Source organism: Streptomyces sp. a15, from assembly GCF_059026085.1.
The window spans coordinates 85,964-111,810 of sequence record NZ_JBWLKM010000018.1; the positions used below are offsets into that span (position 1 = coordinate 85,964).

23 protein-coding genes are annotated in these 25,847 nt (G+C 71.8%); 4 read left to right on the top strand and 19 right to left on the bottom strand.

The features are described from left to right. Positions 1 to 6: 6 nt before the first annotated feature. The 3 genes from AC5P09_RS20450 to AC5P09_RS20460 all read right to left on the bottom strand — a co-directional run bounded on the left by AC5P09_RS20450 (position 7) and on the right by AC5P09_RS20460 (position 3,131). Positions 7 to 1,386, bottom strand: a complete 1,380-nt coding sequence (locus AC5P09_RS20450; RefSeq protein WP_493875268.1) for an MFS transporter — start codon at positions 1,384 to 1,386, stop codon at positions 7 to 9. 98 nt (positions 1,387 to 1,484) lie between these two features. Further along, entirely contained in the window at positions 1,485 to 1,892 is a 408-nt protein-coding gene (locus AC5P09_RS20455) for an acyl-CoA thioesterase (protein WP_493875269.1), read from the bottom strand. A 33-nt stretch (positions 1,893 to 1,925) separates the two neighbouring features. Continuing rightward, positions 1,926 to 3,131: a serine hydrolase domain-containing protein gene (locus AC5P09_RS20460; RefSeq protein ID WP_493875270.1), complete on the bottom strand. Its 1,206-nt coding sequence runs from the start codon at positions 3,129 to 3,131 to the stop codon at positions 1,926 to 1,928. Positions 3,132 to 3,302: 171 nt separating this feature from the next. On the opposite strand from AC5P09_RS20460, the gene AC5P09_RS20465 reads away from it, so the two are divergent. Beyond that, positions 3,303 to 3,791 carry a cysteine hydrolase family protein gene (locus tag AC5P09_RS20465; RefSeq protein ID WP_493875271.1) on the top strand — a complete coding sequence of 163 codons (489 nt, stop codon included), beginning with the start codon at positions 3,303 to 3,305 and terminating at the stop codon, positions 3,789 to 3,791. Here AC5P09_RS20465 and AC5P09_RS20470 read toward each other — a convergent pair. Continuing rightward, positions 3,778 to 4,173, bottom strand: a complete 396-nt coding sequence (locus AC5P09_RS20470) for a PPOX class F420-dependent oxidoreductase (RefSeq protein WP_493875272.1) — start codon at positions 4,171 to 4,173, stop codon at positions 3,778 to 3,780. The genes AC5P09_RS20465 and AC5P09_RS20470 overlap by 14 nt on opposite strands. A gap of 81 nt (positions 4,174 to 4,254) precedes the next feature. Then, complete coding sequence (locus tag AC5P09_RS20475; RefSeq protein ID WP_493875273.1) at positions 4,255 to 5,700, bottom strand: FAD-dependent monooxygenase; 1,446 nt, start codon at positions 5,698 to 5,700, stop codon at positions 4,255 to 4,257. A gap of 201 nt (positions 5,701 to 5,901) precedes the next feature. On the opposite strand from AC5P09_RS20475, the gene AC5P09_RS20480 reads away from it, so the two are divergent. After that, complete coding sequence (locus tag AC5P09_RS20480) at positions 5,902 to 6,837, top strand: UbiA family prenyltransferase (RefSeq protein WP_493875274.1); 936 nt, start codon at positions 5,902 to 5,904, stop codon at positions 6,835 to 6,837. 256 nt (positions 6,838 to 7,093) lie between these two features. On the opposite strand, the gene AC5P09_RS20485 is transcribed toward AC5P09_RS20480, so the two are convergent. The 12 genes from AC5P09_RS20485 to AC5P09_RS20540 form a co-directional block, all read right to left on the bottom strand. Continuing rightward, complete coding sequence (locus AC5P09_RS20485) at positions 7,094 to 7,798, bottom strand: helix-turn-helix transcriptional regulator (RefSeq protein WP_493875275.1); 705 nt, start codon at positions 7,796 to 7,798, stop codon at positions 7,094 to 7,096. Between the two features lie 611 nt (positions 7,799 to 8,409). Further along, positions 8,410 to 10,188, bottom strand: coding sequence for an ABC transporter ATP-binding protein (locus AC5P09_RS20490; protein WP_493875276.1), 1,779 nt, complete (start codon positions 10,186 to 10,188; stop codon positions 8,410 to 8,412). Next, positions 10,185 to 11,924 carry an ABC transporter ATP-binding protein/permease gene (locus AC5P09_RS20495; RefSeq protein WP_493875277.1) on the bottom strand — a complete coding sequence of 580 codons (1,740 nt, stop codon included), beginning with the start codon at positions 11,922 to 11,924 and terminating at the stop codon, positions 10,185 to 10,187. Before AC5P09_RS20495 ends, AC5P09_RS20490 begins: the two co-directional genes overlap by 4 nt. Then, positions 11,921 to 13,057 carry a nitroreductase family protein gene (locus AC5P09_RS20500; protein WP_493875278.1) on the bottom strand — a complete coding sequence of 379 codons (1,137 nt, stop codon included), beginning with the start codon at positions 13,055 to 13,057 and terminating at the stop codon, positions 11,921 to 11,923. Before AC5P09_RS20500 ends, AC5P09_RS20495 begins: the two co-directional genes overlap by 4 nt. An 8-nt stretch (positions 13,058 to 13,065) precedes the next feature. Next, positions 13,066 to 14,445 (bottom strand): YcaO-like family protein, encoded by a 1,380-nt coding sequence (locus AC5P09_RS20505; protein ID WP_493875279.1) that lies wholly within the window; start codon positions 14,443 to 14,445, stop codon positions 13,066 to 13,068. Further along, on the bottom strand, positions 14,442 to 15,923 hold the full coding sequence (locus AC5P09_RS20510; RefSeq protein ID WP_493875280.1) for a CocE/NonD family hydrolase: 1,482 nt from the start codon (positions 15,921 to 15,923) through the stop codon (positions 14,442 to 14,444). Before AC5P09_RS20510 ends, AC5P09_RS20505 begins: the two co-directional genes overlap by 4 nt. Continuing rightward, on the bottom strand, positions 15,920 to 16,780 hold the full coding sequence (locus AC5P09_RS20515; protein ID WP_493875330.1) for a hypothetical protein: 861 nt from the start codon (positions 16,778 to 16,780) through the stop codon (positions 15,920 to 15,922). Before AC5P09_RS20515 ends, AC5P09_RS20510 begins: the two co-directional genes overlap by 4 nt. A 382-nt stretch (positions 16,781 to 17,162) precedes the next feature. Beyond that, complete coding sequence (gene amiA / locus AC5P09_RS20520) at positions 17,163 to 17,279, bottom strand: streptamidine family RiPP (RefSeq protein WP_363104830.1); 117 nt, start codon at positions 17,277 to 17,279, stop codon at positions 17,163 to 17,165. Between the two features lie 56 nt (positions 17,280 to 17,335). Beyond that, entirely contained in the window at positions 17,336 to 18,157 is an 822-nt protein-coding gene (locus AC5P09_RS20525; RefSeq protein ID WP_493875281.1) for an ABC transporter ATP-binding protein, read from the bottom strand. A gap of 19 nt (positions 18,158 to 18,176) precedes the next feature. Next, complete coding sequence (locus AC5P09_RS20530) at positions 18,177 to 19,184, bottom strand: FecCD family ABC transporter permease (protein WP_493875282.1); 1,008 nt, start codon at positions 19,182 to 19,184, stop codon at positions 18,177 to 18,179. Beyond that, positions 19,181 to 20,329 carry a FecCD family ABC transporter permease gene (locus AC5P09_RS20535; protein WP_493875331.1) on the bottom strand — a complete coding sequence of 383 codons (1,149 nt, stop codon included), beginning with the start codon at positions 20,327 to 20,329 and terminating at the stop codon, positions 19,181 to 19,183. Before AC5P09_RS20535 ends, AC5P09_RS20530 begins: the two co-directional genes overlap by 4 nt. A gap of 113 nt (positions 20,330 to 20,442) precedes the next feature. Next, on the bottom strand, positions 20,443 to 21,423 hold the full coding sequence (locus tag AC5P09_RS20540) for an ABC transporter substrate-binding protein (protein WP_493875283.1): 981 nt from the start codon (positions 21,421 to 21,423) through the stop codon (positions 20,443 to 20,445). Between the two features lie 90 nt (positions 21,424 to 21,513). On the opposite strand from AC5P09_RS20540, the gene AC5P09_RS20545 reads away from it, so the two are divergent. Continuing rightward, positions 21,514 to 22,710, top strand: a complete 1,197-nt coding sequence (locus AC5P09_RS20545; RefSeq protein WP_493875284.1) for a hypothetical protein — start codon at positions 21,514 to 21,516, stop codon at positions 22,708 to 22,710. A 110-nt stretch (positions 22,711 to 22,820) separates the two neighbouring features. On the opposite strand, the gene AC5P09_RS20550 is transcribed toward AC5P09_RS20545, so the two are convergent. Further along, a complete protein-coding gene (locus AC5P09_RS20550) occupies positions 22,821 to 23,387 on the bottom strand; it encodes a TetR/AcrR family transcriptional regulator (RefSeq protein ID WP_493875285.1) in 567 nt (188 codons plus the stop codon). Between the two features lie 37 nt (positions 23,388 to 23,424). Here AC5P09_RS20550 and AC5P09_RS20555 point away from each other — a divergent pair, with 37 nt between their 5' ends. Then, positions 23,425 to 24,312, top strand: coding sequence for an SDR family oxidoreductase (locus AC5P09_RS20555; protein ID WP_493875286.1), 888 nt, complete (start codon positions 23,425 to 23,427; stop codon positions 24,310 to 24,312). Positions 24,313 to 24,439: 127 nt separating this feature from the next. On the opposite strand, the gene AC5P09_RS20560 is transcribed toward AC5P09_RS20555, so the two are convergent. Beyond that, positions 24,440 to 25,828 (bottom strand): glycoside hydrolase family 43 protein, encoded by a 1,389-nt coding sequence (locus AC5P09_RS20560; protein WP_493875287.1) that lies wholly within the window; start codon positions 25,826 to 25,828, stop codon positions 24,440 to 24,442. Positions 25,829 to 25,847 lie beyond the last annotated feature (19 nt).

A 25,847-nucleotide genomic window follows, 5' to 3' on the forward strand; every position in this document is an offset into this window, starting at 1 on the left:
GGCGCGTCAGTCGCCGGTCTTCTGGGTGAGGGCCGCGCCGCCGAAGAAGAGGAGAAGGGCACCGACCGCGAGGTAGACCGCGGTCACGGTGACGAACCCGAGGTTCATGTCGCCGACGGCGGAGAAGCTGATGAACACCTGGCCGAGGACCGCGGTGCCGACGGCGACCGAGGTCTGCTGGGTGGTCGACATGATCCCGCTGCCCGCGCCGGCCTGGTCCGGCGGCACGGAGGTCAGGATCGTGCGGAAGACCGGCGGGATGAACAGCCCGTTGCCGACACCGATGAGGAACATCGCGACGACCAGCTCGTAGAAGTGCAGGTGCGGCCACCACGCCTTCGCGGCGACGATCAGCAGGGCCAGACCGACGACCAGGAAGCCGCCGCCGATGTTCACGGTGCGCATACCGAACTTGCCCATGACCTTCGGCGCCCGCAGGGAGCCGAGGAAGGCACCCACGGCCAGCGGGGCGACGGACAGACCCGACTCCATCGCGCTCATGCCGTTGCCCTGCTGGAGCGCCAGCGGGACCGCGAAGGAGAAGCCGCTGAAGACCAGGAAGCCGCTGCCGAGAACGAGCAGCCCGCGGTTGACCGGACGCAGCCGGACCAGCGACGGCGGGATCAGCGGGGTGCGCCCCTGCTGCTCCAACTGGCGCTCATAGCGCCACAGCACGACCCCGGCGACGACCGCGAGTGCGATCAGCGCCCAGCACCACACCGCCCAGTGCACCTGCCGGCCGACGCTCAGCGGGATGAGCAGCGAGAGCACGCCGACGCCGAGGAGGACCGTGCCGCCGAGGTCCATGCGCTGGCTGCCGACGGCCTTGGTGTCGGGCACCAGGGACTTCGCGCCGATCAGGGCCAGGATGCCCAGCGGAACGTTCACGAGGAAGATGGGCCGCCACTCCAGGCCGGCGATGTTCGCCCAGACCAGGACGCCGCCGAGCAGCTGGCCGGCCGCGGCCGACAGGCCGCCGATCGCGCCGTACAGGCCGATGGCGCGGGTCTTGGCCGACTCGGCCAGGGACGTCTGGATCGTGGAGAGCGCCTGCGGGAGCAGGAACGCGGCCGCTCCGCCCTGGAGCACCCGGGCCGCGATCAGGAATCCGATGCTCGGTGCCAGCCCGCAGGCCAGCGAGGTCAGGGTGAACGCCAGGACGCTGATCTGCAACAGGCGCCGGCGGCCGTAGCGGTCACCGAGTTTGCCGCCCAGCACCAGAAGGATGGCGTAGGCGATGACATAGCCGCTGACCACGAACTGCGACACCGAGGCGTCGGTGTGCAGGGTCGACTGGATCGACGGCAGGGCGACGTTGACGATCGACGCGTCGATCATCGTCAGTGCCGCGGCGACCAGGACGATGGTCAGTCCCAGCGTGCCCATGGTCGATTGCGTTGCGCCTGGGGGGGATTTCGACACCACGGTCGACATGGAAATTCCTTTTTTCTCTCTGCGGGGCCAACGGTTGGGGGGAACGGGGACTACAGGCGGTCCCCGCAGGCGGCGTCGAGGTGTTCGCGCAGCCGCGGATTGATGGCGTAGCTCTCCTGTTTGCCGAGGTCGAACATCACCATCCGGCTGACGGCCTTGACGCTCACCTGCCGGGAGTTGTCCAGGATCCGGAAATTGAACTCGAAGCTGGACCGCCGGACATTCGAGGTCCACACCTCGACGTTGACCGGGTCGAGCGAGTACCGGAGCGGACGCAGATATCCGATCTCATGGGCTGCGACGACCGCGGTCTCCCCGTCGAAGACTCCACTCGACATGAGCCATCTCATGCGGGCTTCTTCGATGATCCGTACGATCTCGCAGTTGTTGACGTGACCGTAGGAATCCATGTCGCCCCATCTGAGCGGGATCTCCACGGGCATCGATTTCGTGCTCATCGACTCACCTCGTCTCGGCGTGGCCGGCTCGGCTCAGCAGTAGGCCTGGTAGACGAACTGCCGCAGGCGATTGGTGACCGGCAGGGTGCGGGACGGGAACAGCTGCGGGGAGACCAGGGCGGCCACGCCCGAGGCGGGGTCGATGAAGAAGTTGGCGCTGCTCATCGAGAGCCAGAAGTACTCGCCCTGCCGCGTCAGCAGGTGGGTCTCGCGCGGCGACTCGACCGTCATGAAACCCAGTCCGAAGCCGGCGCCGGGCATCAGTTCGTTGACGGCGGGCACCGCCCAGTTGCCGAATCCGGAGCCGAGCGTGATGTTCCCCGGCAGATGGTTGCCGCGGATCGACTCGACGGTCAGCGGCGACAGATAGAAGTCGGAGCCGCCGATCCTGCCGTTGTCCGCCAGCATGCCGAGGAACTTCATGTAGTCGGCGACCGTGGTGTAGATGCCGCCGCCGCCCGACAGGAAGACCGGGTCCTCGGCAGGGTAGACGCTCGCCTGCGGGTTGTGCTCGATGCCGCCGTCGGCGGTGGGGCTGTAGGTCTCGGCGCAGCGGTCCTTGTTCCGCGCGTCCACGCGGAAACCGGAGTCCTTCAGGCCCAGCGGCTCGAAGAACGACTCGCGCATGAAGACGTCGAGGCGCTTGCCGGAGACCACCTCGATGACCCGGCCCAGGACGTCGGTGCTCACCCCGTAGTTCCAGCCCGTGCCCGGCTGGAACCGCAGCGGGAAGGAGGCCCAGGCGTCGACGGCCTCGGCGAGAGAGGTGCCGGCCGGCGGCTCCACCGTGTAGCCCTGGTTGACGTACACGGTGTCCACGGCGTGCGACTGGTGGGCGCCGTAGCCCAGGCCCGCGGTGTGGGTCAGCAGATGCCACATCCGGATCGGGTCCAGCAGGCCCTCGGTGACGGGGGCCGCCGGCAGTCCGGTGCGGTAGACACGCTGGTCACGGAAGGCCGGCAGATAGTCCGCCAGCGGGTCGTTCAGACCGACGAGGCCGTCCTCGACGAGCTTCATGAAGGCCACCGAGGTCATCGGTTTGCTCAACGACCACGTACGGAAGATGCTGTCCGCCGTCATCGGAATTCCCTCGGCTGTGTTCGCCATTCCGCCGGACGATTCGTATACCACCTCCCCGCGCTGCGAAACCATGGCCGAGTATCCAGGGATCTTTCCCTCGGCTGTCAGCCGGCCGAAGTACTTTCCCAGACCATCCAGACGATCCGCCCTCAACTCCATGACTTTTTCTGCCCTTTCCGGGAATTGTGTTCTCGACCGCGAGCTCTACGTTACGAGGGGTCCGGCCCCGCCGGTTCGGATCTGCACCCTAGGGTGCATGGGAAATTTCGTTGATCAGTTCTGCCGGCCTTCCGGCCCGAACTCACTGCTCCGGGGGAGAACATGGAGAACATGACCGAGACCCGTATCGCACTGATACTCATCGACCTGCAGCACTCGATCCTGGGAATGCACCCGTGGGAACCGCGGACCGCTTCGGCCGTCGTCGATGCCTGTGCCCGGCTGCGGGAGGGCTTCACGAACGTGGTTCTGGTCCGTCACCTGCACGCCGACGAGCTGCACGAGCGGGTCGCACCGGGACCGGACGACCTCCTGGTCGTCAAGCACGGCCTCGACGCGTTCGAGGGGACGGATCTGGGTGCGCGGCTGGCCGCGCTGGGGATCACCGACGTGGTGATCGCCGGCCTGTCGACGGCGCACGGAGTCGCCGCCACGGCCCGGACGGCGCTGGCATCGGGCTACCGGCTCACCCTGGTCTCCGATGCCACCACCACGGTCTCGGCCGCGGAACAGGACCGAGTCCTGGGTCGGTTCGCCGCGGCGGGTGCCGCGGTGCGCACGACCGAGGAGGTCCTCGCCGGGCTCGTCACTGGTAGCTGACGGCCGTCGGCCGGACCACGTACACCACGCGGTCCTTGACGTCCGGGGGCAGCCGGCCGCCCAGCTCCCTGCTGTAGCGGTCGGCCAGTTCGACGAAGAGCGTGCCGGAGGAGTCGTCGTCGATGCGCTCGACGACACCGCGGATCTCCAGATAGCGGTACGGCTCCTCCGGATCGTTGATGGAGACGGCGACCCGCGGATCGGCCGCCACGTTCCGGTACTTGAAGCGGGTCCTGGTGCTCGTGAAGCGCAGATGGGTGCCGTCCCAGGAACACCACATCGGATTCACCTGCGGGCCGCCCCGGTTCGGCCGCATCGTCGCCAGATGGGCGAAGAGCGGCCGCTCCAGGAGGTCGCGGTGACTTTCGGGGATGAGACTCATCAAGTGCCTTCGTCGCGTTGCCCGTTCGGGCGGATTGCCCGTTCGGGCGTACGGTCTCCACGGTCCGGGTGAACCGGGTGGTCAGCGCGCCGGGCCGAACCAGGTCGTCAGCGCGTGGGGCAGTGTCACGTCGGTCGGGGCAGCCCAGGCCACGTAGCCGTCGGGGCGCACCAGCACCGCGTCCACGCCGTCCAGGCGCGTATCCGTGTGCCGCGCCGGCACGAGGTCCACACGGTCGGCCCACCCCGCCGCGGCGGCGCGCAGCGCGGGGCCCTCGGTCAGGTCGAGCAGGACTCCCCGGCCGGAGTGCAGCAGCCGGGACACCTGGGGGTCACCGTCGGAGGTCTTGAGGTCCGCGTCCGGCACGCGCGCCCCGGTCAGCGGGTGGGCGCCGTCGATCGGGCAGCGCACATCGAGCGCGCTGACCAGGCCGGTGAGCAGGCGGTTGACCTCCTCGACGTGGATCAGCTCGGCGAACAGCTCCCGCAGCGCGTCCACCGCGTGCCCGGGGCGGCTCAGCGCGACCTGGGCGTGGGTGTTCTGCAGGACGCGCGCACCGACCGGGTGGCGCTCGGTGTGGTAGCTGTCCAGCAGTTCCTCGCCCGCGTGTCCGCGTACGACGGCGGCCAGCTTCCAGCCGAGGTTCACCGCGTCCTGCACACCGAGGTTCAGGCCCTGTCCGCCGGACGGGTTGTGAATGTGCGCGGCGTCCCCGGCCAGCAGGACCCGGCCCACCCGGTACCGGTCGGCCTGCCGGGCGGCGTCGCCGAACCGGGAGACCCAGATCGCGTCGCGCATGCCGTGATCGGTGCCGGCGATCCGCCGGAAGGTGGCCTTGAACTCGTCGAAGGTCGCCGGCACGTCCGGGTCGGCCACCGTGTCGTACTCGATGGTCATCGCCCGGTACATCCCCGGACCGTACTCCAGCACCCCGGCCTGACCTCCCGGGTGCCGGGCCAGCAGCCGCGGCTGGGCCGGCGGTTCGTCGAGGGCGACGTCGGCGATCATCGCGGTGAGCGTGGCGGGGGTGCCGGGGAACTCCACGCCGAGCAGCCGGCGCACCGTGCTGCGACTGCCGTCGCAGCCGACCAGGTACCGCGCCCGCAGCGGCGCACCGCCGGCCACCTCGATGTCGACGCCGTCGGCGTCCTGGGCGAGGCCGGTGACCTCGGTGCCGTACCTGATCCGCACGCCCAGTTCGGCGGCGCGCTCGGCGAGCAGCCGTTCGGTGTGGGCCTGCGGTATGACCAGCATGTACGGGTGCCGGGTGGCGGAGGCGTCGAACTCGAGCGGCCGGAGCCCGGCGAAGTGCGTGGTGGGCGCCCGCTTGTGCCCTTCCAGGAAGCGGTCGGCGAGGCCGCGCTGGTCGAGCACCTCCAGGGTCCGCGCGTGCATGCCGAGCGCCTTCGAGTGCGGTACGCGCTCGGTGAGTCGTTCCAGCACCAGCACGTCCGCTCCGCCCAGCCGCAGCTCGCACGCCAGCATCAGTCCCACCGGGCCGCCGCCCGCGATGACCACGTCCGCCATGGCCCACCTCCCAAACCTTTTTCGGTCCAACGGCGTCAAGGCTTCGGTGAATGCCTCGACGGTCATGGTGGCGGCTTCCGGGCCCGGTGCACGGCTCATAAGGGGCCGACTGCAACCAAGGAACCATGCGGGGAATTCGGGGGATGCACCCTAGGGTGCAGATGCGTCACCCGGCGCCGGAAAGCCTCGTACGTTACGGCCGTGGCAGAGATAACCGACGCGATACTCACCTCCAAGGCGCAGCCCCACCTGGTCTTTCGTTACGCACGTCTTTCTCTGGTGGAGGCACGCCCGACCGTTCAGATCGTCTTCCTTCAGCGGTACGCATTGGGCACCGCATTCACCACGCGGCACCACGCACCGCACCCTGTGCAGTTAGCCGTCGGCGCCCTCGCCTGGTGGCTGTCCGTGGTCGCCGCCTACCTCATCAATGGCGTCATGGACGTCAAGGAGGACCGCGCCAATGGGTCGGTCCGGCCGATCGCGCGGGGGGATCTGCCGGAAAGGACGGCCGCTTTCATCACGGCGGGCGCGGCTGTGGGTTCGCTGCTTCTTTCGCAATTCGTGCCCGGACTCACGATCTGGACGGCAGCATTCCTCTTGTTGGGCTGGATCTATTCGGCACCTCCTTTTCCCGCGAAGCGCTGGAGCAGCACGTGCGCGGTGGTGGTGTTCGGTCTCGGCTGGGCCTCGTTCGCGGGCGGTGCCGCCACCGCCGGCGGCGGGCTGAACACGGCCGGACTCGTCTTCGCCACCGTCATGAGCGCCTGGATGGCGCTGGTGGGATCGGTGGTGAAGGACCTCAGCGACGCCGACGGGGACGCCACCGGCGGACGCCGTACCGTGGCGGTGCGCCATGGTGCCTGGCTGGCGCGTGCGCTCGGTGCGGCGGGTGCGCTGGCGGTCGGTGCGGGCGGGCTCCTGGCGGCGCTGCGCTGGGCGCCGTTGACGCTGGTGGCGATGGTGCCGGTGGCCGTCGGAGCCGTCTGTGTGGTGGTGCAGATCGTGCGCACCGCCCGGGTCGAGGGCGCGGACAAGCGGACACACCGCAGCGCCTACCGCGCCTTCATGCGCACCCAGTACACGGCGAACCTCGTCATGGCGGCGACCCTGGTGCTGCACGCGACGATGCAGTGAGCCCAGGGCCCTTCTGACGGATCTCCGTGGGAGAAGGAGCGGCGTTCGGTCGGCCTGCGGCGAGTGCGTGCCCGGCGTCGCGACGCCACGGAGATCCGTCAGAGGGCCCTGGGCCTGAAGCCGGACCGGACAACACCGAAGCCCCGGCCGGAGCGCGGGAGATGACCCTCGCGCCCCCGGCCGGGGCCCGGCCGTCTCGGACCCGTCGGCGCCCGCCACCCGCACGTCGCGGGCCGGCACCCCGCACGCCGCCGGTTCAGCGCCGTCCGTAGGCCTTGTTGATGGCGTCGATCCGGGACTCCGCCTGGAGCTTGGCGTAGATGTTGTTGAGGTGCCGCTTCACGGTCGCCGTCTCGATGCCGAGGTCACGGGCGATCTGGCTATTGGTCATGGCCCTCGCCACTCTCTCCAGCACCTGTCTCTCGCGCTGCGACAGCCCTGCACAGGCGGCCGACTGGACCAGGCCCCCGACGGGGGCGCCGGAGCGGGACTCCTCCTCCGCCGCCTCGTCGGCCAACTGGGGCGGAGCGGCGTCGTACCCGACGGCGCCGGCGTAGAGACGGCCGCCGGAACTGGATCGGAACACCGTGCTGATCAGCAGCAGCGCGGAGGTGCGCCGGGCCGCCGCCTCGCAACTGACGGCACTGCGCACGGCGGGCTGCATCGCGCTCCACAGGATGTCCACGGCACGCACCGACTCCGCCACCGCGATCCCTTGCGTGGCCCGGTCGACGCCCACCAGATGCGAGTACCTGCGGGCCTCGGTGGGCGCCGGCGGCTGCTGCCCCATCAGCGCCGTGACGCAGTCCTCGACGATCGCCTGGGCCTGGTCGCGGCACTTCGGCCACGCCTCCTTGCGCGTCGCCAACGGGCTGCGGATCGCCCGCAGCGCGCTCTGATAGGAGCGGATGATGTCAGGAATCGCTGTTCGCAGAAACTGCGCTGCAGCCGGATACGGCACGGGTCCCCCTGCTGTCTAGATACCGCAACCCCAATCGGGGCGTTCTTGCCCATGGCGCCGCATTCCGGCGCATCGCCGGGCCGGAATGCAGCCGCCCACAAAGGTAGCGCCGCACATATCGCCTTAATATGATCTTGTGATCCACCTCATGAACAAAATGGGAATTCAGGCACCACATCAGCACGAACTACCCGTCTGGCGCGCATCCAGGGCTGATGCACAGTCCTGGTGATCATGTGGCGTTGCTGGTGTGCAGTCCCATCAAGTCCAGCGGCCGGGTGAAGGCGTGCAGGACACCTCGCGCAGGCCGTCGGCGATGCCGTGATGCCCAGCGGTGCGCAGCGTGGCCACGTTGGGGTTCCGCCCCATTGGGTGGCACGGCGGTCGGCGCGGTCGGAGACCAGGCCGGCGACCGCGCGACAGGTCTGTGCGAAGCATGCCCGGCGGCCGGTGTACCGCTGCAGCGGGCGCCACTGCTTGTGTTCGGCGTTGGCGTGCTGGACGCAGATCCGGCACGACCTCAGAAGATCTCCTCGCGCTTCAGCACCACGACCATTGCAGAGCGACCCTCTACCGGAGAGCGACTCGCGCGGTCACGGCGGCGCATGAATTCAGGATGGGGTGACGGCCAGCACGCGATTGAGCGCGCCGCCGGGGCGTGTGGTGAGGTCGTCCCAGGTGCCTTCCTCCGCGATGCGGCCGGATTCGAGGACGGCGATGCGGTCGGCACGGCGGATCGTGGCGGGGCGGTGGGCGATGACGATGGTGGTGCGGTCGCCCTTGGCGAGCGCGGTGGCGAGTTGGGCGTCTCCGGCGTTGTCCAGGTGGGCGGTGGTCTCGTCCAGCACGAGGACCCTCGGCTCGGCCAGCAGGGCGCGGGCGAGAGCGATCCGCGCGCGCTGGCCGCCGGAGAGGGTTGAGCCGCGCTCCCCGACGAGGGAGTCCATGGGAGCGATCCGGTCGACGCCGCACAACCGGGCAGTCTCGGCGAGGAGTTCGTCGTCCGCGTCCGGTGCGACCAGGCGAAGGTTCTCGGCGAGGGTCCCGTGGAAGAGGGGGGTGTCCTGGCCGACGACGGCGACGGCACGGCGCAGTTCGGCGTCGGCCAGGTCGCGCAGGTCGACGGGGTCACCGCCGCGGGGCACCAGGCTGACGGCTCCCTCGGACGGATCCCAGAAGCGGGCCAGCAGGTGGGCGCAGGTCGACTTGCCTGCGCCCGAGGCGCCGACCAGGGCGAGGGTCTGCCCCGCGGGCACCGTCAGCTCGACCCCGTCCAGCACGGACCGGCCACCGTAGTCGAAGCTCACCCGGTGCAGCCGGACGCCCAGTGGGCCCGGTGGGAGCGGGCGGGGCGAGGCGGGCGGCGGGGCGAGGGCGGGGGCCTTCACCGCCGCGTCGACGCGGGCGGCCGCGGCGCGCAGTCCCACGGCCTGGCTCAGCGCCCTGGCCGACTCGGCGACCGGGCCCAGCACCGACAGCGCGAGCGCCATCGCCGCCGGGGCCCAGGCGCCGTGCAGCCGTCCGGAAGTCACGGACTGCGCGGCGGCGGTCACCACGCCGAGCACCGCGAGCACGATGAGAGCGTCGCGGACGGCGGCGGCCATGGCCTCCCAGGTGGCTTCGGCCCGCTGCGCCTCGCCCACCCGACGGCCCTGTTCGGCGAGACGGCCGCGCCGCTCGCTCAGCGCGCCGAAGGCGAGCAGTTCGCGCAGCCCGTCGACGGTCTCCACGGTGTCGGCCGAGAGCTTGGCGGCGGCCGCCCGGGTACGGGCCCCGCGTGCGGCGCGTCCGCGCGCGTCGGCGAAGGGCGCGGCGGCGAGCAGCGCGGCGACCGGCAGCACCGCCGCCAGCAGCCACGGCTCCACCGTGGCCAGTGCCGCGGCTCCGCCGGTGAACACCACGCCGGATGCGAGGAGTTGGGCCGTGGTGTGGGCGTAGAAGAACTCCAGCGCCTCCACGTCGGCCATCGCGGTGGCGGCGAGGTCCCCGCTGCGCCTGCCGGCCACGCGGGCCGGTGCGCTGCGGGCGAGCCCGTCGAAGACCCGCACGCGCAGCTCGGCCAGCACCCGGTAGGCCAGGTCGTGCGAGAGGTCCATCTCCCGCCAGGTCATCAGGGCACGTACGAGCACGAGGGCGACCAGGGCGGTGACCGTACCGGCCGAGGGGCCGCGGCCGTCGATGACGGCGGTTCCGACGGTGTGCGCGGCCAGCGTCAACAGCGCGACCAGAGAACCCTGTTCGACGAGTGCGGCGACGCAGGTGCGGGCCATCATGACCCGATGCCCGCCGAGGGCCGGCAGCAGGGCGCGTAGCGAACCCCGCGCGGGCACGGTCGCGTCGACGTTACCGCTGGGGGTGATGTCGGCGTCGGCGTCGATGGTGCTGCTCATGCGGCGAGCCCTCCTTGATACGTGTGGCCCGCCTTGACGAGCTCGGCGTAGACGCCCCCGGCCTCGATGAGGGCGGTGTGGTCGCCGACGGCGTCCACGCGTCCGCCCGCCAGCACCACGATGCGGTCGGCATGCCGGGCCGCGGCGAGCCGATGGGCGACCACCAGGACGGTCCGGCCGCCCGCGGCGTCCAGCAGTTCGCGGACGATGTCCGCCTCGCGGCGTTCGTCGACCGCGCTCGTGGCCTCGTCGAGGACGAGGACCGGAGCGTCGGCCAGCAGGGCGCGGGCGAGGGCGAGGCGCTGCCGTTGCCCGCCGGACAGGGTGGCGCCCCGTTCGCCGAGGACGGTGGCGTAGCCGTCGGGGAGGGTGGCTATCTCGTCGTGGATGCCGGCGGCCCGTGCCGCGCGTATCAGGTCGTCGTCCGTGGCGGTGGGCCGGGCGAGGCGCAGATTGTCGGCGATGGTGGCATGGAAGAGGTAGGTCTCCTGGGAGACGACGGCGATGCCGTGCCGCAGCGAGTCGAGCGTGTACTCGGCCACGTCGCGGCCGTCGAGGGTGATCCGGCCCTGTTGCGGGTCGCGGTGGCGCAGGAGCAGGGCGAGCAGTGTGGACTTGCCGGCGCCCGAAGGGCCGACGATCGCGGTCGTGCGCCCGGCCTCGGCGGTGAAGGTGACGCCGCGGAGCGCGGGCGCCTCGGCACCGTCGTAGCTGAACTGCACTTCCTCAAACTGCACTTGGGGCGGGCCCGGCCAGTGTGCTGGGGCCGTTCCCGTGTCGGGGACCGAGGGTTCGGCGGTGCGCAGCGCCCGGAGCCCGTCCGCGGCCGACACGCCCAGGTACCCGGCGTGCCACTCGCGGGACAGGTCGCGCACGGGCCGGAAGCACTCGGAGGCCAGGAGCAGCACCAGATAGGTGCCCGTCGCCGTGGTGGATCCGGTGACGGCCGACCAGCAGGCGAGCAGGGCGGCGGCCACGGTGCCGCCCTGGATGGCCAGGTCGGTGAGCCCGGTGTCGACGAGCGACACGCGGAGCTTGGCGACCGTGGCCCGGTGCAGGGCCGCCGACCGTGCCTCGAGCCGCTCCCGGGTACGCCCGACGGCGCCCGCGGCCCGCAGCGCGGGCATGCCCTGCAGGGCTTCGAGGTAGTCGGCGCCCAGTCCTTCGTAGGTGTCCCAGTGCTCCTTGCCGCGCTTGGCGAGGAGCCGGTCCCAGGCGCGCGGCCCGAACAGGGCGAGCAGCAGGGCGGGTACGAGGCCGAGGAGGGCGCCCGGTTCGACGGCGGCCAGGGTGGCGAGCAGCAGGGGTGGCACGGTGAGGGTGATGAGGAGCTGGGGGAGGTAGCGGGAGACGTAGGCGTCGACGCCCTCGACCCCGTCGACGAGGGTGGTGCGGACGGCCCCGGCGCGGGCGGTGGTCAGGTGCGCGGGGCCGAGCCGTCCGAGGTGGGCGAGGAGTTCGTCCCGCAGGTGCACCCTGACCCGTGCCCCGGCGCGCGTGGCGGTACGCCGCTGCCGGTGGCCGAGTCCGGCACGTGCGGTGACGACGCCGAGAACTGCCCCAAGGAGCAGGGGGAGCCGGTCAGTGTCGCCCCGGGCCACGTCGGCGAGGGCGACGGCCAGCAGTACGGCCTGTGCGAGGTGGGTGAGGGCGACGGCCGCCTGTAGGAGGGTGGCCGCGAGCAGGGTGCGCCGTGCGTGCCGTGCGGCGCGGCGCAGCTCGGGGTGGACGATCACGAGGTCCCCTCTTCGGAGTGGGTGGTGCCGAGGGCCAGGCCGTGAACGATCCAGTCCCTGCCCGGCGGGGCGCCGAGCGCGGCTCCCAGATCTGCCTGCTGCCAGGAGCCGACGGGCCGGCCGGCCAGGCCCTGTCGTACGGCGGTCACGTGGGCCAGTCCCACGGCGAAGCCGGCGCGCAGGTGGGTCCGGCGGATCCGCGGGGCTTCGGCGTCCGCCGGGCAGCCGTAGCCGAGCAGGACGGCGCCCGCGTCCGCGATCCATGCCTGGCCCGCGGCCCAGGCTGCGAGCGTCGGCCGGGCCTCTCCCGCGGCGAGACGCCGCAGGGTTCCGTCGGGCGCCGACTCGACGAGTTCGGGCCGGGGTTCGCCGACGGCCGCGCACCAGGCGAGCTCACCGGCGCTCGCCTCCACGGCGGCGGCGAGCACCGCCCGCAGGGTCTCCCGGGGTGGTGTGCCCCGCAGGGGTGGGCCGGCGCTTCGGCGGGCCAGCAGCTCGCGGGGCGTGGGCGTGTCCGCAGCGCGGCGTGCCGCCTCGGCAGGGGAAACCCGGCGTGCCCCCTCGGGCGGGGCGAAGTGAAGTGCGGCGAGCGGTTCTTCGGCACGTCCGTCGAGGCGAAGCCCGGTCGGAGTTGTGCCCATGGAGCCCATCGAGCCCATCGTGCCGATCGCGTGCGCCGCGAGCCACAGCGCCGCGGCGGCGTGCCCGGTGTCCAGCAGGATCAACGGCCAGGCGCGGTGGCCGTAGTGCGAGAGCGTGCGCTGCGGGGTGACGGAGAGCTCGACGGTCGCCCCGGGCGGTGTGTCGTCGGGTTCCGGGCCGAGGCGGTGCACGCGGTGGCGCAGCGGGTCGTAGCCGTAGCGGCCGGGCGACAGTGGGCACCGGCTGCCCACGACGAGCTGGGCGTCCACCGGGTGCAGCGCGCCCGCCGACGGGGCGGGCCGCAGCCGTCCGGTACCGTCCGAGGCGGCCAGGGACAGGCGGAGCAGCCCGCGCAGGTCCAGCTCTCCGGGGCCTGCCTCCGGCAGGGAGCGCGGCGGTCCGGGCCATTGGCGGACGGCGGGCCCGGCGGGCGTCTGCGGTCCGGGTTTCTCGGGGGAACGGGCGCGGGCGAGAGCGGTGACGAGATCCACGAGGGTCCTCACATATGGGGCGGAGGAGCCAGCGTGAAGTCCTCCGGTGCGCGCGGCGCGGTCGTGCGCCAGCCGCGGCCGGTGGCGGCGTCGGCGAGGCGCGGTGAACCGAAGTAGCCGAAAGCAGCGGGGGCGTTGGGGATGAGCCCGGAGACGAGTACCCGGGCGACGCGCAGCGGCGTTTCGGCCACGTCCTCGGTGGTGAGGTCGAACGTCATGACGCGGTGGCCGCCGTCGTGGAGGGCGCGCTCCAGCCGGTCCCGGCTACCGGGCTCGACCGCCCCGATGGGTACGGTCCCGTGGGCGGGCTCGGTGAACCGCCGGGCCTCGGGCGCCATCCGCTCGTCGAGCCACACCTGGACGTGCGCGCCCAGATCCCGCACGTGGGCGAAGTGTTCGCCGCATGCGTCGAGGTAGCGGCCGTCGTCGCGGTGGTCCAGGTAGAGGCCGCGAGCGAGCAGCCCGGCCTCGACAGCCTGGAACACCCAGCCGTCGGGGTCGGTGAGGCCCTGGGTGAAGACCCAGGTGTGGACGGCTTCGAGCACGGCCTTGCGGGCGGCCTCGGCCGGGTCGTACTTGCAGGCGAACCCGGCCGCGTAGAGGCCGAGCCGGGGGTCGTGGACGAGCGCGGCCATGCAGGGGGCGAACTCCGAGGGCATTTCGACGAGATGTACGTCGAGCGCGGCTCCGGCGAGGTCGTCGGTGAGGCCGGGAACGCTGGCCGGGTCGATCCCGCGCGTCGGGCCGTCCAGGTGCCACCACAGTTCCAGCGCGTCGCGTTCGACGATCTCCAGCAGGCCGCGCGCGACCGCGTCGTCGAAGCCCTGCCCGGTGGCGATGCCCGCGTAGTTGAGGTGGTGGGTGCGGGGCAGTGAACGCAGCTCGCCCTGGCGCCAGTTGAGGTGGGTGAGCGCGACGGGCGCCCAGACCTCGGCCCTCTCCCCGTCCGGCAGCCGTTCCTCGCCGCGCGTCCACAGGGAGGGCGTGTCGGGGGTGAGGGGGCGGTAGGGGAACTTCTCGCGGGCGTACTGCCAGTCGGCGTAGGCGGGCAGCTCGTCCGGTCCGTACAGCCGAAGGCCCTTGCGGGTCAGCTCGGCGGCCGTGGCCCGCAGGGGCGCGGCAGGGTGGCCTGGGGGCGGCACGCGGTTGCCGCAGTACCGCTCGATTCCCTCCGCTATCGCGGCGATGCGGGCGCCCTCGGGGTCGCCGAAGGTGGTGCCGAGCGACACCCGGTCGGCGGGCCACAGACCGAGCCTGCGGGCGTCGGCTATCTCGGCGGTCAGCGCGGTGTAGCGGGGCGGCGCGCCCGCGGGGTGCTCGACGGGCTTGACCTTGCGGACGATGCCGCACACGGGGTCGACCAGGGCTTCCAGCGGCAACGCCGTCATCGCAGGATCTCCTGTACGGGATCGGTGGGGGCGGGGCGGGAACGGAGCACGGGCAGCCGGAGCGCCACGCGCCCGGGGTCGACCTCGCGTCGGGAGGCGAGCAGCCGGGTGGCCGTGACCGGGTCGTCGCCGGTGTGCGGGTTCCGGGCGTGGGCCGGGAAGTGGTGTCCGGCGATCTCCAGGCGGAGCCGGGTGCCCGCGGGCAGGCGCCGTGCGAGCCGGCCGAGCCCCACGGTGAACTCGGCGGCCGTCCCGGGGAGTTCCGTGCGTCGGACGATGCCGACTGCGAGCCGCTCGGCCGCCCCTTCAGGGGTGACCGCGACGAGCCGGGCGGCCCAGTCGGCGGACGGCGTGTCGGCGGTGGCACGCAGCCGCACCTCGGCGGGGCCGATGAGGTCAAGCGGGCGGGGCAGCGGCGGGGTGACCAGAAGGCAGCGGTCGGGGGTGGCGTCCGTGGGAACGGTCAACTCGCTGGACGACACGGGCAGTTCCGGATCGGCCGTGAAGGAGGCGCCGTGCAGCAGCCGTACGGGCTCGGTGCGCGGCTCGCCCTCCAGACCGGCGGGCACCCACAGCGGGCTGTCGCCCAGCCCGACCGCACCGTGGTGCCCGGACGCGAGTTCCCCGGCGAGGGCGAGGCGGGCCCAGTGCGCGTAGAGCTCGCCGAGGCTCACCCGGTGCGCGGGCCGGGCGTCGGGCCCGGGTGCGGCGACGAGGCCGTGCCCCCAGGGCCCCAGCAGCAGCCGAGCCGAGGGACCGCCCCAGCTGCGCCACAGCGTGACGGTGTCCTCGGTGAAGTGGTCGTGGTGCCCGCCCACCGCGAGCAGGGGCATCCCGGCGTGCCGCGCCCGTGCGGCGACCCGGCCGCGCTCACGGTGCTGCCACAGCGCCGGCCAGGAGGGGAGGCTCCGGCCGAGCCGACGGGGGAGGTCGCTCAGCGGCAGGTGGGCGAGCAGGCCGGGGTCCGCGGCAAGAGCCTTCTCGAGTGCGTCCTCGTCGGAGTCGTGCCGGTCGCCGTGGGCGGCCCACCACCCCGCGCGGGCCGACAGCCGTTCCACGCCCGAGGGTTCGCGAGCCGTCTCGGCAGTGGCCAGCGCGGGCACCGCGGCGATGACGGCGTCGGGCCGGGCGTCCTCGGGCGCGTCCAGCGCGAGGGCGAGGGCGCAGTGGCCCGCGTAGGAGGCGCCGACCGCCACGAACCGCCCGTCGTTCCAGGGCTCTTGACGGATCCAGCGGGCGGTCGCCGCTCCGTCGGCCGCCTCGTTCTCGTACGGGTGCCACTCCCCCGGCGACGCGTGCCGGCCACGCACGTCCTGGACCAGTGCGACGAAACCGTGCCGGGCCCACCCGCCCAGCTCGGCGTGGTGCCGGCGTCTGTCGTAGGGGGTACGGATGAGGACGGCCGGGAAGGGTCCGTCGCCGTCCGGGAGCCGGACATCGGTGGCGAGACCCTCGACGGCCACGGTGAACATCGTCATCCGGTCTTCCCCGGCATCGGGGCGACGTCGGGGACGGGCAGCACGGGGTGTTCGGTGACGCTCAGGGTGCGCAGGTCGACGCGCCGGAGCCGACGCCGGGCGGGGAGCCCGCCGGTGTCGGGGGCGCCGGTGGCCCACCGGGCGAGGTCGTCGGCGAGCAGAGCGGCGAGCAACCCGGCCGCGGACGCGGTGAGTTGGACGGGCGCACCGGACGCGCGAGGGCCGTTCCAGTAGGCGGCCAGCTCGCGGTGCGCGGGCGTGGCGGCGAGCCTGCGGGCGCGGACGTGTGCCGAGGTCACGTCCCCAGGAGCGGCCGCGAGGGGTTCGAGGTAGGCATGCCAGCCCTCGCGGTGACAGCGCAGCCAGGCGGTGCCGCGCTCGGGCAGCAGATCGGCGGCGTCCCACAGCCCTTCGGGGACGGGCCCGTCGAGACACCACACGACGGCGGCGGGCTCGCCGTCGGCCGGGGCGTCGGCCGCCGCCTCGTTCGCACGGGCCGGGTCGTCGGGGACAGCGGGGTTTTCGCCGACCGGGGCGAGGGGCGCCGCCGGGTCCGTATTGGCTCGACCGCCGGGCACAGCGGGGCTTACGCCGAGCGAGGCGAGGGGCGCCGCCTGCTCCGCACCAGCCCGACCGCCGGACACAGCGGAGCTTACGCCGACCGAAGCGTCAGCCGCCGCCGGGTCCGCACCGGCCCGACCGCCGGGTGCTACGGGGCTCGCGTGGACCAAGTCGCCGGCCGCCACGGGGTGTGCGCCGGCCAGGTCACCGGGCTCCGCCGACCTCGGTTCGGCACCCAAGGTCCGCAGGAGTGCGGCCAGCGGCTCGGTCAGTACGGGGTCGCCCAGCAGCCGGATGTCCCGGCGCCCGGCGGGCCACGGCGCGCGCTGCGGCCCTTCCGCCAGGTATCCGGCGCTGTCGAAGGCCCGTACGAGCCGGTCGAGTTCGGCGTCCGGCTCCGGCTCGCCGGAGGCCCGGCCGGAGAGCAGGGACAGCAGCGCGCCGTCGTCCGTGTCGCCCGTCCGCACGCTGAGGAACTCCCCGTCGGCCGTGCGGACGGCAAGCCCCCGCCCGGGCACGGCGACGACCTCTACACCGGATGCGAGCTGGCTGCGGGACACGTCGATTCTCCTTGGAGGAAGGGGCCTTGGAGGAAGGGGCCTCGGAGGGCGTGGGCCCGCCCGCGAGGAGGCGGGCGGGCCCACGGTCGAGGGCGGCCGGCCCTCGCGTGCTCCTTGCTTACTCCTCGGTGTCGTCGTCGAAGGGGTTCTCGACGAGCGCGTTGGAGTGGGAGGCGGAGTCGTGGGCCAGCTGGCCCGGGTCAGCGATCGGCGCGAAGACCTGTTCGTTGTCCATGAACTCTCCTTCTTCACAAGGGACGTGCGGCGTTCTGGTGAGCGCCGCCCATCAACCTAATGAATATGATTTTCATATTCTAGTCCTGGGAGGGGGTGATCTGGGTAACACACCGGCCAGCCGCCCTCGGGGTCCTGGCCGACCCGGCCCGCCACCTTGAGGACGTCCGCGAGCAGGCCGGGGGTGACGACCTCCTTCGGGGTCCCGTCGGCCACCACGCGGCCGTCCCGCAGGGCGACGATCCGCTCGGCGAACCGGGCGGCATGGGCCAGGTCGTGCAGCACCATCACGACGGTGAGGCCACGCTCCTCGCGCAGCCGCACCACGGTCTGCAGCACGTCGAGTTGGTGATGCAGGTCCAGATAGGTGGTCGGCTCGTCGAGCAGCAGGACCTTGGTGTCCTGGGCGAGCGCCATCGCGAGCCGGACCCGCTGCCGCTCTCCCCCGGACAGCGCGTCGACGGGACGCTCGGCCCACTGCTCCACGCCGACATCGCGCAGCGCCCGGCGTACGACGGGGTCGTCGCCCTCGCGCAGCATGCCGAGCGGGCCGCGCGCCGCGTACCGCCCCTGCCGGACGAGGTGGCTCACGGTCATGCCGGGTACGGCCGGGGCCGACTGGTGCAGCAGTGCCACCCGGCGGGCGGTGGCGCGCCGGGAGAGCCGGGCGACGTCGTCGCCGCCGAGCAGTACGCGTCCCTCGTCCGGCCGCAGCAGCCCGGCGGCCAGCCGCAACAGCGTTGATTTGCCGCAGCCGTTGAGGCCGATGAGGGCGGTCAGTTCGCCCGGTTCGACGCTCACGTCGACGCCGCGCAGCACGGGCCGGCCGGGATAGCCGAAGCGGACTCCCTCGACGCGGATCCCCACGGGTTCGGTCATGTTCTGTCCTTCGTCGACATCAGAACGATCGGCTCGGCGCGCGGCGTACGACGACCAGCAGCAAGACGGCCCCGAGACAGGTGGTGAGCGCCCCCACCGGCAGAGTGAGCCCGTCGGCGTCCAGCGCGACCGCCAGCAGCCGCGACCCCAGTTGCGCCGCCGCGTCCGCCCCGCACACCACGGCCGCACCCACGAGGGCGGCACCGGGCAGCGTCATCCGCAGGTCCGCACCGAACACGGCCACCGCGAGGTGCGGCACGAGCAGCCCGACGAAACCCAGCGCCCCCACCGCGGCCACCGCACCAGCCGTCAGCGCCACCGCGCACAACAGGGCGAGGGTGCGGGCCCGCGCGGCGGACAGCCCGGCGGCACTGGCGATCTCGTCGCCGCAGCGCAGCAGGGTCAGCGGCCCGGCCAACAGCCACGCCGCGGCGCCCCAGGCCAGCGCCCAGGGCCACAGCAGGTGCCAGTGCTGCCACACGCGGCCCTCTGTCGTGCCGAGGAGCCACTGGACGACGCTGCCGAGCTCACCCGGCGCGACGAGCAGCACCATGGCGGTGACCCCGCCGAGCACCGCCGACACGAGCACGCCGTGCACGGCGGTCTGCGCGGGGTCTCCCCCGCCCCTCCCGGCGAGCAGCCACAGCAGCGCGGCCCCGGTGCACCCGCCCACGCACGCAGCGACGACGACGGCGAGGGGCGATTCCCACCCCGCGAGTCCGAGAGCGGTCGCGGTGACGGCTCCAAGTACCGCGCCCGGCGTCACGCCGGTGACCTCGGGACCGGCGAGGGGGTTGCGCAGGGCGGACTGCAGGACCAGGCCCGCCACACCGAGGCAGGCCCCCGCGCCGAGGGCCACCAGCAGCCGGGGCAGGCGGAGTTGGAGCAGAATGTGCCGCTCCGTCGCGTCGCCGCCCCCACCGAGCACGTCCCAGACGACGGCCGGGGACATGCCCCGTCCGGCCAGCAGTTCCACGCAGGCGCACACCACCACGAGTGCGCAGAGCACCCCGAAACGCCGCCTCACCGAGCCTCCTCCGCCGCGGGAGCCCCACCGGGTGGGAGCGGAACGCCGGAAGGACCATCGCCCCGGGGCTTCTCTCCAGGTCCGGGCGCCCGGGCTGCCGGGGAACGTTCCTCCCCCGGCGGCTCGGCGTGCCCGGCTCCGGGACCGGTCCTCCGAGACTCCGCACGAGCGGAACCGGAACCCGCCGCTTGTCGCGGAGCCGTCGGCCGCCGCTTGCCCGACCGGAGCAGGGCGACGCCGAGGGGCACACCGAGGAGGGCCGTCCAGGCACCGGCCGGTGTCTCCACGGGCGCCAGCGCGAGCCGGGCCGGGATGTCCGCGACGGCCACCACGACGGCGCCCCACGCCGCCGACCAGGGCAGCCAACGCACCGCGCCGGCCGCCGGGTTGACCCATCGCGCCAGGTGCGGGGCGAGGAAGCCGACCCACGCCACCGGACCGCACACCGCGGTCACGGGCGCGATCAGCACCACGGCGATGGCCAGCGCGGCGAACCGGGCCCGCTGCGCGCGGACGCCCAGCGCCTCGGCGTCCTCGTCCCCCAGCCGCAGCACCGAGAGCACCGGCGCGCACAGCACGAGCGCGGGCACCGCGACGAGCAGCCAGGGCCACAGCCCGGTGACGTCCTCCCAGGTACGGGCGGAGAGCGAGCCGAGCAGGTATCGGTAGATCAGCTGGAGGTCGAGCTGGTCGGCCATCACCATGAGCACGAGCAGCGCGGCCTGCAGGGCGGCGGCGACGGCGGCCCCGGTGAGCAGGACGGCGGACGGGCTGCGCCCCAGTCCGGCGGCCAGCAGCGTGAGGCCGCCGCCGAGCGCGGCCCCGCCGATGGCCAGCAGGGGCTGGACGGCGGCGGGGATGGCCACGGCCAGCACCAGGGGCGCGGCGACCCCCAGTGCGGCCCCGGACGATATGCCCAGCATCTCGGGGACGGCCAGGGGGTTGCGCAGCGCCTCCTGCAGTACGAGTCCTGCCGCGCCCAGGCAGGCCCCGGCGATCAGCGCCAGCAGCAGCCGGGGCACGCGGAGTTCGGTGACGACGATCCCGGCGAGTGTGCTGTCCGCGTCCCGCAGCGCACCGGGCAGTTGGTGCAACGGGACGTACGGCGTGCCCAGGCTCAGCGCGCAGCAGGACGCCGCGACCAACAGGGCGATCACTACGGGGAGTTGCCACCGTGCTCCGGGCCGCGGGGCTCGCCCCGACCGTCGCTCTCCCGAAGTCGCGCCACCTGCCGCGGTTTCCGTCGCGGTGGGCGCGCTCACCGCAGCGCGGCCGTGGCCTCGTCGAGGACGATGCCCAGCGAGCGAGTACCGCGCCCCTTGGCCCACACTTCGGAGTCCACCTCGTGGACGTCGCCGTTCCGCACCGCCGGGATCTTCCCCCACAGCGGGTTCTTCGCCAGCTTCTCCGACAGCTTGCCGTCCGCCTCGCCGAAGCTGATCGTCTCGACGAACAGCACGTCCACGTCACGCGCGAGGATCTCTTCGAGGCTGTAACTGCCTTCCACTCCACGGGATTTCCAGGGGTAGTTGGCCAGCTTCGGGAACAGCCCGGCGGCCACGTCCGTCCCCGGGGTCGCGACGCCGAAGTTCTCGTCGCTGCCGTAGATGACGAGTGCGGTCTTGTCGCTCTTGGCCCGCTCGGCCTCGGCGAGCTTGGTGCGGAAGGTCTTCTCGGCCTTCTCGCCTTCGGCGGTACGGCCGGTGAGCGCCGCGACATCGCGCAGGTAACCCACGCTGTTCTGCCACGTTTCGGGCTGCATCGGCCAGAACGTGGTGGCGCCCTTCAGGGCCGGGGCGAGCTTGCCGTGGGTGTCCTCGAGGCCGATCACGAGATCGGGCTTGTGGGAGAGGATCGCCTCCACCTCGGGAGCGATGAACCCGCCGGGAATGACGTCGACCTGCTTCGCCTTCTCCTTCCCCAGGAAGTCGGGGTGGGCGAGGAGTGCGCTGTTCGTGGCCGTGGGGACGATGCCCAGCTCGGTCAGGATGTCGTCGCAGAGCGCGAACAGGCAGACGATGCGCTCGGGTTCCTTCTTCAGGGAGATCTTGACGCCGTTCGCGTCGGTCAACTGCCGTGTCGCCTTGATGGTTTCCACGGTGACATCGGTCTTCGCGCCGGCCGCGGCCTCTTCGCCCGCGGGTTCGGCTTCGGTGGACGCGCCGCATCCGACCAGGACGGAGCCCACTATCGCTGCGGTGATCCAGCTTCGAACGAATCTCGACGGTGAGCGCAGCATCGATGCCCTCGCTTCTTCTCATGGGACCCGGAACGCATCGAAGATACATGATAATCGTTTTCATCAGACCCCCTTTTCATGGAGACCCCGATGAACACCGACCCGCTGCTGCTCGTCTCCGACCATGTCGGGGGAACCGTCCACGTGCTGACCGTGCCGGACGGCATCGAGGCGCACTGCCTCACCGGCCGTCACCTCTCCGAGCACGCCGGATTCCTGGCGCTGCCGGGCGGACGGACGGCCTGCGTCGACGACCGCAGGGGCGAGTTGCTGGTGCTCGACCCGTTCGGCCACGAGCTGGTGGAAGCCGCGATTCCGGTCGCCGTACCGGCCGAGCATCTCGCCTGCGACCCGTCCGGCCGGTGGGTGGCCGTCACCACAGGACTGGGCAAGAACGGCAGCCCGTGGTCGGATCTGCTGACGGTCGTCGACCTCGCCACGGGTGACGCGGCCCGAGTCCGTACGCGCGTGGGTGAGCCGGGCGTGACGGTCGTGGGCAAGGGCGACCCCCTCGTCGTCCTGAGGCACCGGGAACCCGGCTCGCTGACCGTCCACCGGTTCGCCGACCTGCTCGACTCACCGCCCGGCTGCCCGCCGGTCACGCCGCACGCATGCCTCGCCCTACCGGACGACGGGCACGGCGACGCCCATGTCCCCTACGACGGGCAGGTGTTCGCGGCCACGGGAGAGGGGGTGCATCGGGCGCGCCGCGCGGGCGACGCACTCGTTCCGGAGCCGGCGATTCCGTGGGGGTCGCCCGCCCGGGGCTGGTATCTGCGGCTCGATCCACGGCGACGGATACTGTGGTCGACCCTGCGGGGCGGTCCCGCGGACCCGCTGCGATGGCCGGAGTGGACGAACCAGGCGTGGCGCCACGACCTGGAATCGGACCGTACGACCCTGCCGGAACTCGGCCCGGGACTCGTCTTCCGGCTGGCCCTCACCAAGGACCACACCGCATTCACCCGCATACACCCGGACGGCGACGAACTGATCCTGCTGGCCGCCGACGAGACCGTCCGCCGCGCCCCCCTCCCCGCCATGGATGGCGCTCCCCGCCGCGGAGGCACCCCCTGGGAGGGCGTCCAACGCCGTGCGGTGGCCGCCTCACCGGGTACGGACTGGGTCGCCGTCACCCGCGGCGGCCACGGCGAGGTCCACGTCTTCGACGCCCGAACAGCCCGCGAGGCAGCCCGCTTGAAGCTGGGCACACCCTTGCATCACGGCGGCCACGCGACGCTGCGCACGCGGGACGACGGCGCCGAAGGCGATCCCGTAGGCCGGTGACAGCACTGGAAAGGCTCACCCTTCGCCGCCTCCGTTTTGACTGTCCTGGCCGAGCCTCACCCAGAACATGAGTCAACTTGCGAGCTGGTCACGCCGGGTTGGCCGGGCCACTACTGGGGCTGCTCGGCTACTGCTCGGCGAAGAGTTCGGCGTACCAGTTCGTCCACGCCGTGCCGTGGTACGAGTCCGTCGGCGGCGGCTCGCAGGCCCGTGTAGACGGTGCTCCAGATCATCAGCTCTATCCACCTCGCGGGAACTGCCGAGTCGAGTGCCCCTTCACGCTGGCCTCGTTCGATCTCGGCGAGGATCAGCTCATCGACCTCTCGTGCGATACCGGCGTCAGCCTCAGAAGGCGTGCCTTCGGTGGTGGTGAACAAGAAGCTCATCTGATCACCAGCGTGCACCATCGCCGTGATGATGCGTTGGATCACCTCGAGCGCCGAGTCTGTGGCGGGGCCGGCATGCTCGATCGCCGCTCGTAGCGTCGTCCACGAGTCGGTGATGAGCGCTGTGTGAAGGACCTGACGGTCGGAGAAGTACCGGTGAATGGTTGCTCGCCCCACGCCGGCGGCGGCGGCGATGTCACCAAGGCCGACGGTGGGATCGCGAGACCACTGCGCTGCTGCGGCGTCGAGGATCGCCCGACGGGTCCGTACACGTTGAGGAGAGAGGTCCATTGCAGCATGATACGTCGACGTCTTATAGTGAGAAACTATGTCTCATTTAAAGAAGATCCTTCCCATTGTGGTCGCCGGGGCCACTGGGACGATCGGCCGTCTGGTCGTCGCAGGGCTGCTTGATGCCGGTCACACAGCGCGCGGATTGTCGCGACACCCGCAACGTGCCTCGCTCCCGGATGGTGCGGATGTGGTCTTCGGCGACCTGGACGACCCGTCCACACTGAGGCACGCATTCGACGGTGCCGCGCAACTCGTCCTGATCGCGGTCCCCGAGACCATTGAGGCGGTCGCCTCTCGCGCAAAGCAGGCGGGCGTCGAGCACGTGGTCGTGGTCTCCTCCGCCGCCGTAACGGCCGGCTACGACACCACGTACAACGCGGTCGTTGAGCAGGCCGTCATGGACTCGGGAGTGGACTGGAGCATCGTGCGTCCCGGTGAGTTCGCGACAAACTCACTCCTCATATGGGGACCAGCGATCAAGACAAATCGGCGAGCTGTGGAGCCCTTTCCTGATCAGATCGGGCATCCCATCCATGAGGCCGACATTGCCGACGTCGTCCTGGCCAACCTGCTCGACCCACGCCGCCGCGGACGGATCGACACGATCATTGGACCGGACAGTCTCACCAAACGCGAACAGGTTGCAGTGATCGCAGAAGCGATCGGAGAACAGATCACGCTCGATGAGGTCTCCGCCGAACAAGCCCGCGGCTTCTACCGAGCCCAAGGCGGCTTCGCGGCCGCGAACGCAGACTTCCTGTTCGGCTTCGAAAGCTACGACGGCGTCGAAGGCATCACAGATGAACCCCATGACACGAGCGCCCGGGACGACGATGCCTACCTCACGCTCGACCAGATAACGGGAACTCCAGCTCGCACCTTCCGCAAATGGGCGCATGATCACGCCCCCGACTTCATTTGAGCGATGCTCAAGGCTCCCACGTACAAACCCACTGGCTTCGATGCCCTCCCCGAGCCGCGTCACCGCTCCCTCGCCCCCGCCCGGCCCGTTGCACATCTATTGCACACTTGGCCGGGAACTCCGCAGCTCAGGCCCAAGCAGTCACCGGCACGAACGAACTGTCCCGGCGGAACAGATCCGTCCCGTCGGTCCGTTCCACCCGGAGTTGGTAGTTGTAGTGGCGCAGGTAGTAGCCCGGGTAGTTGTACGACTCGAAGCGCAGGGAGCCGCTCGTCGTGCCGGTGCGGGCGATGAACGTGGCGTCCTTCGCGAAGGTCGACGTTCCGTTGTTCGCGTCGAAGCGGGCGCGGAAGTCCCAGTGGCGCAGGTAGTTGCCGGAGGCGTCGCGGAAGGAGTAGCCGTTCGCGTCGGCGAGGCCGGCGACGACCGTGAAGGTGGAGGCCTGCTTCTCGGAAGTGGGGCTGGAGCCGCTGACCACGGGGAGGTTGAGCAGGGACGACTGGGACTGCCAGTAGCGAGTGGAGAAGTTGGCCGACTGGAACGAGCGTGTCACGCCCTTCGCCAGACTCGGGCCGCCCGACACCGTCTCCTTGACCACTGTGAAGTGCCGGGCCGTACCGGAGACGACGGGCAGCGCGGCCGGGGCGGACCAGGTGGCGAAGGTGTCGTAGCTGTCGCTGTAGTAGTAGGTGCCGTCGCCGTAGCCGTCGAAGAAGATCCGCCAGCCGCCGTTGTCGAGCTGCACCAGCGCCGGGCCCTCGCGGTAGCTGCCCCAGCCCGCCCAGTCGCCGGTTCTCCTGATCGTGTAGGGGCCGGTGAGGTTGGAGGCCGTCGCGTACTCGATGTATTTCGCCGTCTCGTTCTTCGTGAAGGCGTGGTACGTCGAGCCGATCTTCACGAGGTACGTGTCGATGTGGTTGGCGCCGATGCCGGACAGGGCGACCGGTGAACTCCACGCGGTGAGGCCGGAGTTCGTGGCCTTCAGCAGATACGGGGTGAAGATCCACTCGTCGTTGGCCGTCGAGCAGGACACGATGACGTTCACGCTGCCGTCGCTGTCGACGAACCACTCCGGCGCCCACGCCCGGGACAGGTTGGCGATCGGGACCGTGTAGTCGTACAGGAAGGTCCAGTTGACCCGGTCGGAGCTGCGCGCGAAGCCGATGGTGGTGCTCGGGTCCTGCCAGGTGTGGGTCGTGTAGGTGATGTAGTAGTAGCCGTTGGTGTGCTTGAAGATGCTCGCGTCGCGGATGCGGTTGCTCGGCGGCGTGTAGGCCGACGACTTGGCCAGGCGGAAGTCGGTGGCGTCGTCGGACTGGTAGACGTTCACGGTGCCGTCGTTGCTGTTGAGGAACGGCACGATGGTGTAGCGGGTCGCGGAGCCGCTCGGCGGGGCGGCGGCGGAGGCGGTGCCGAGCAGTCCGGGCGCCTCGCCCAGGACGAGCGCCGAGGCGGGCAGGACGGCCATCGCCCGCAGCAGTGTGCGGCGCGACGGCGTGGGGGGTCGAGTGGTCACGGGCGGCTCTCCCTCGGAC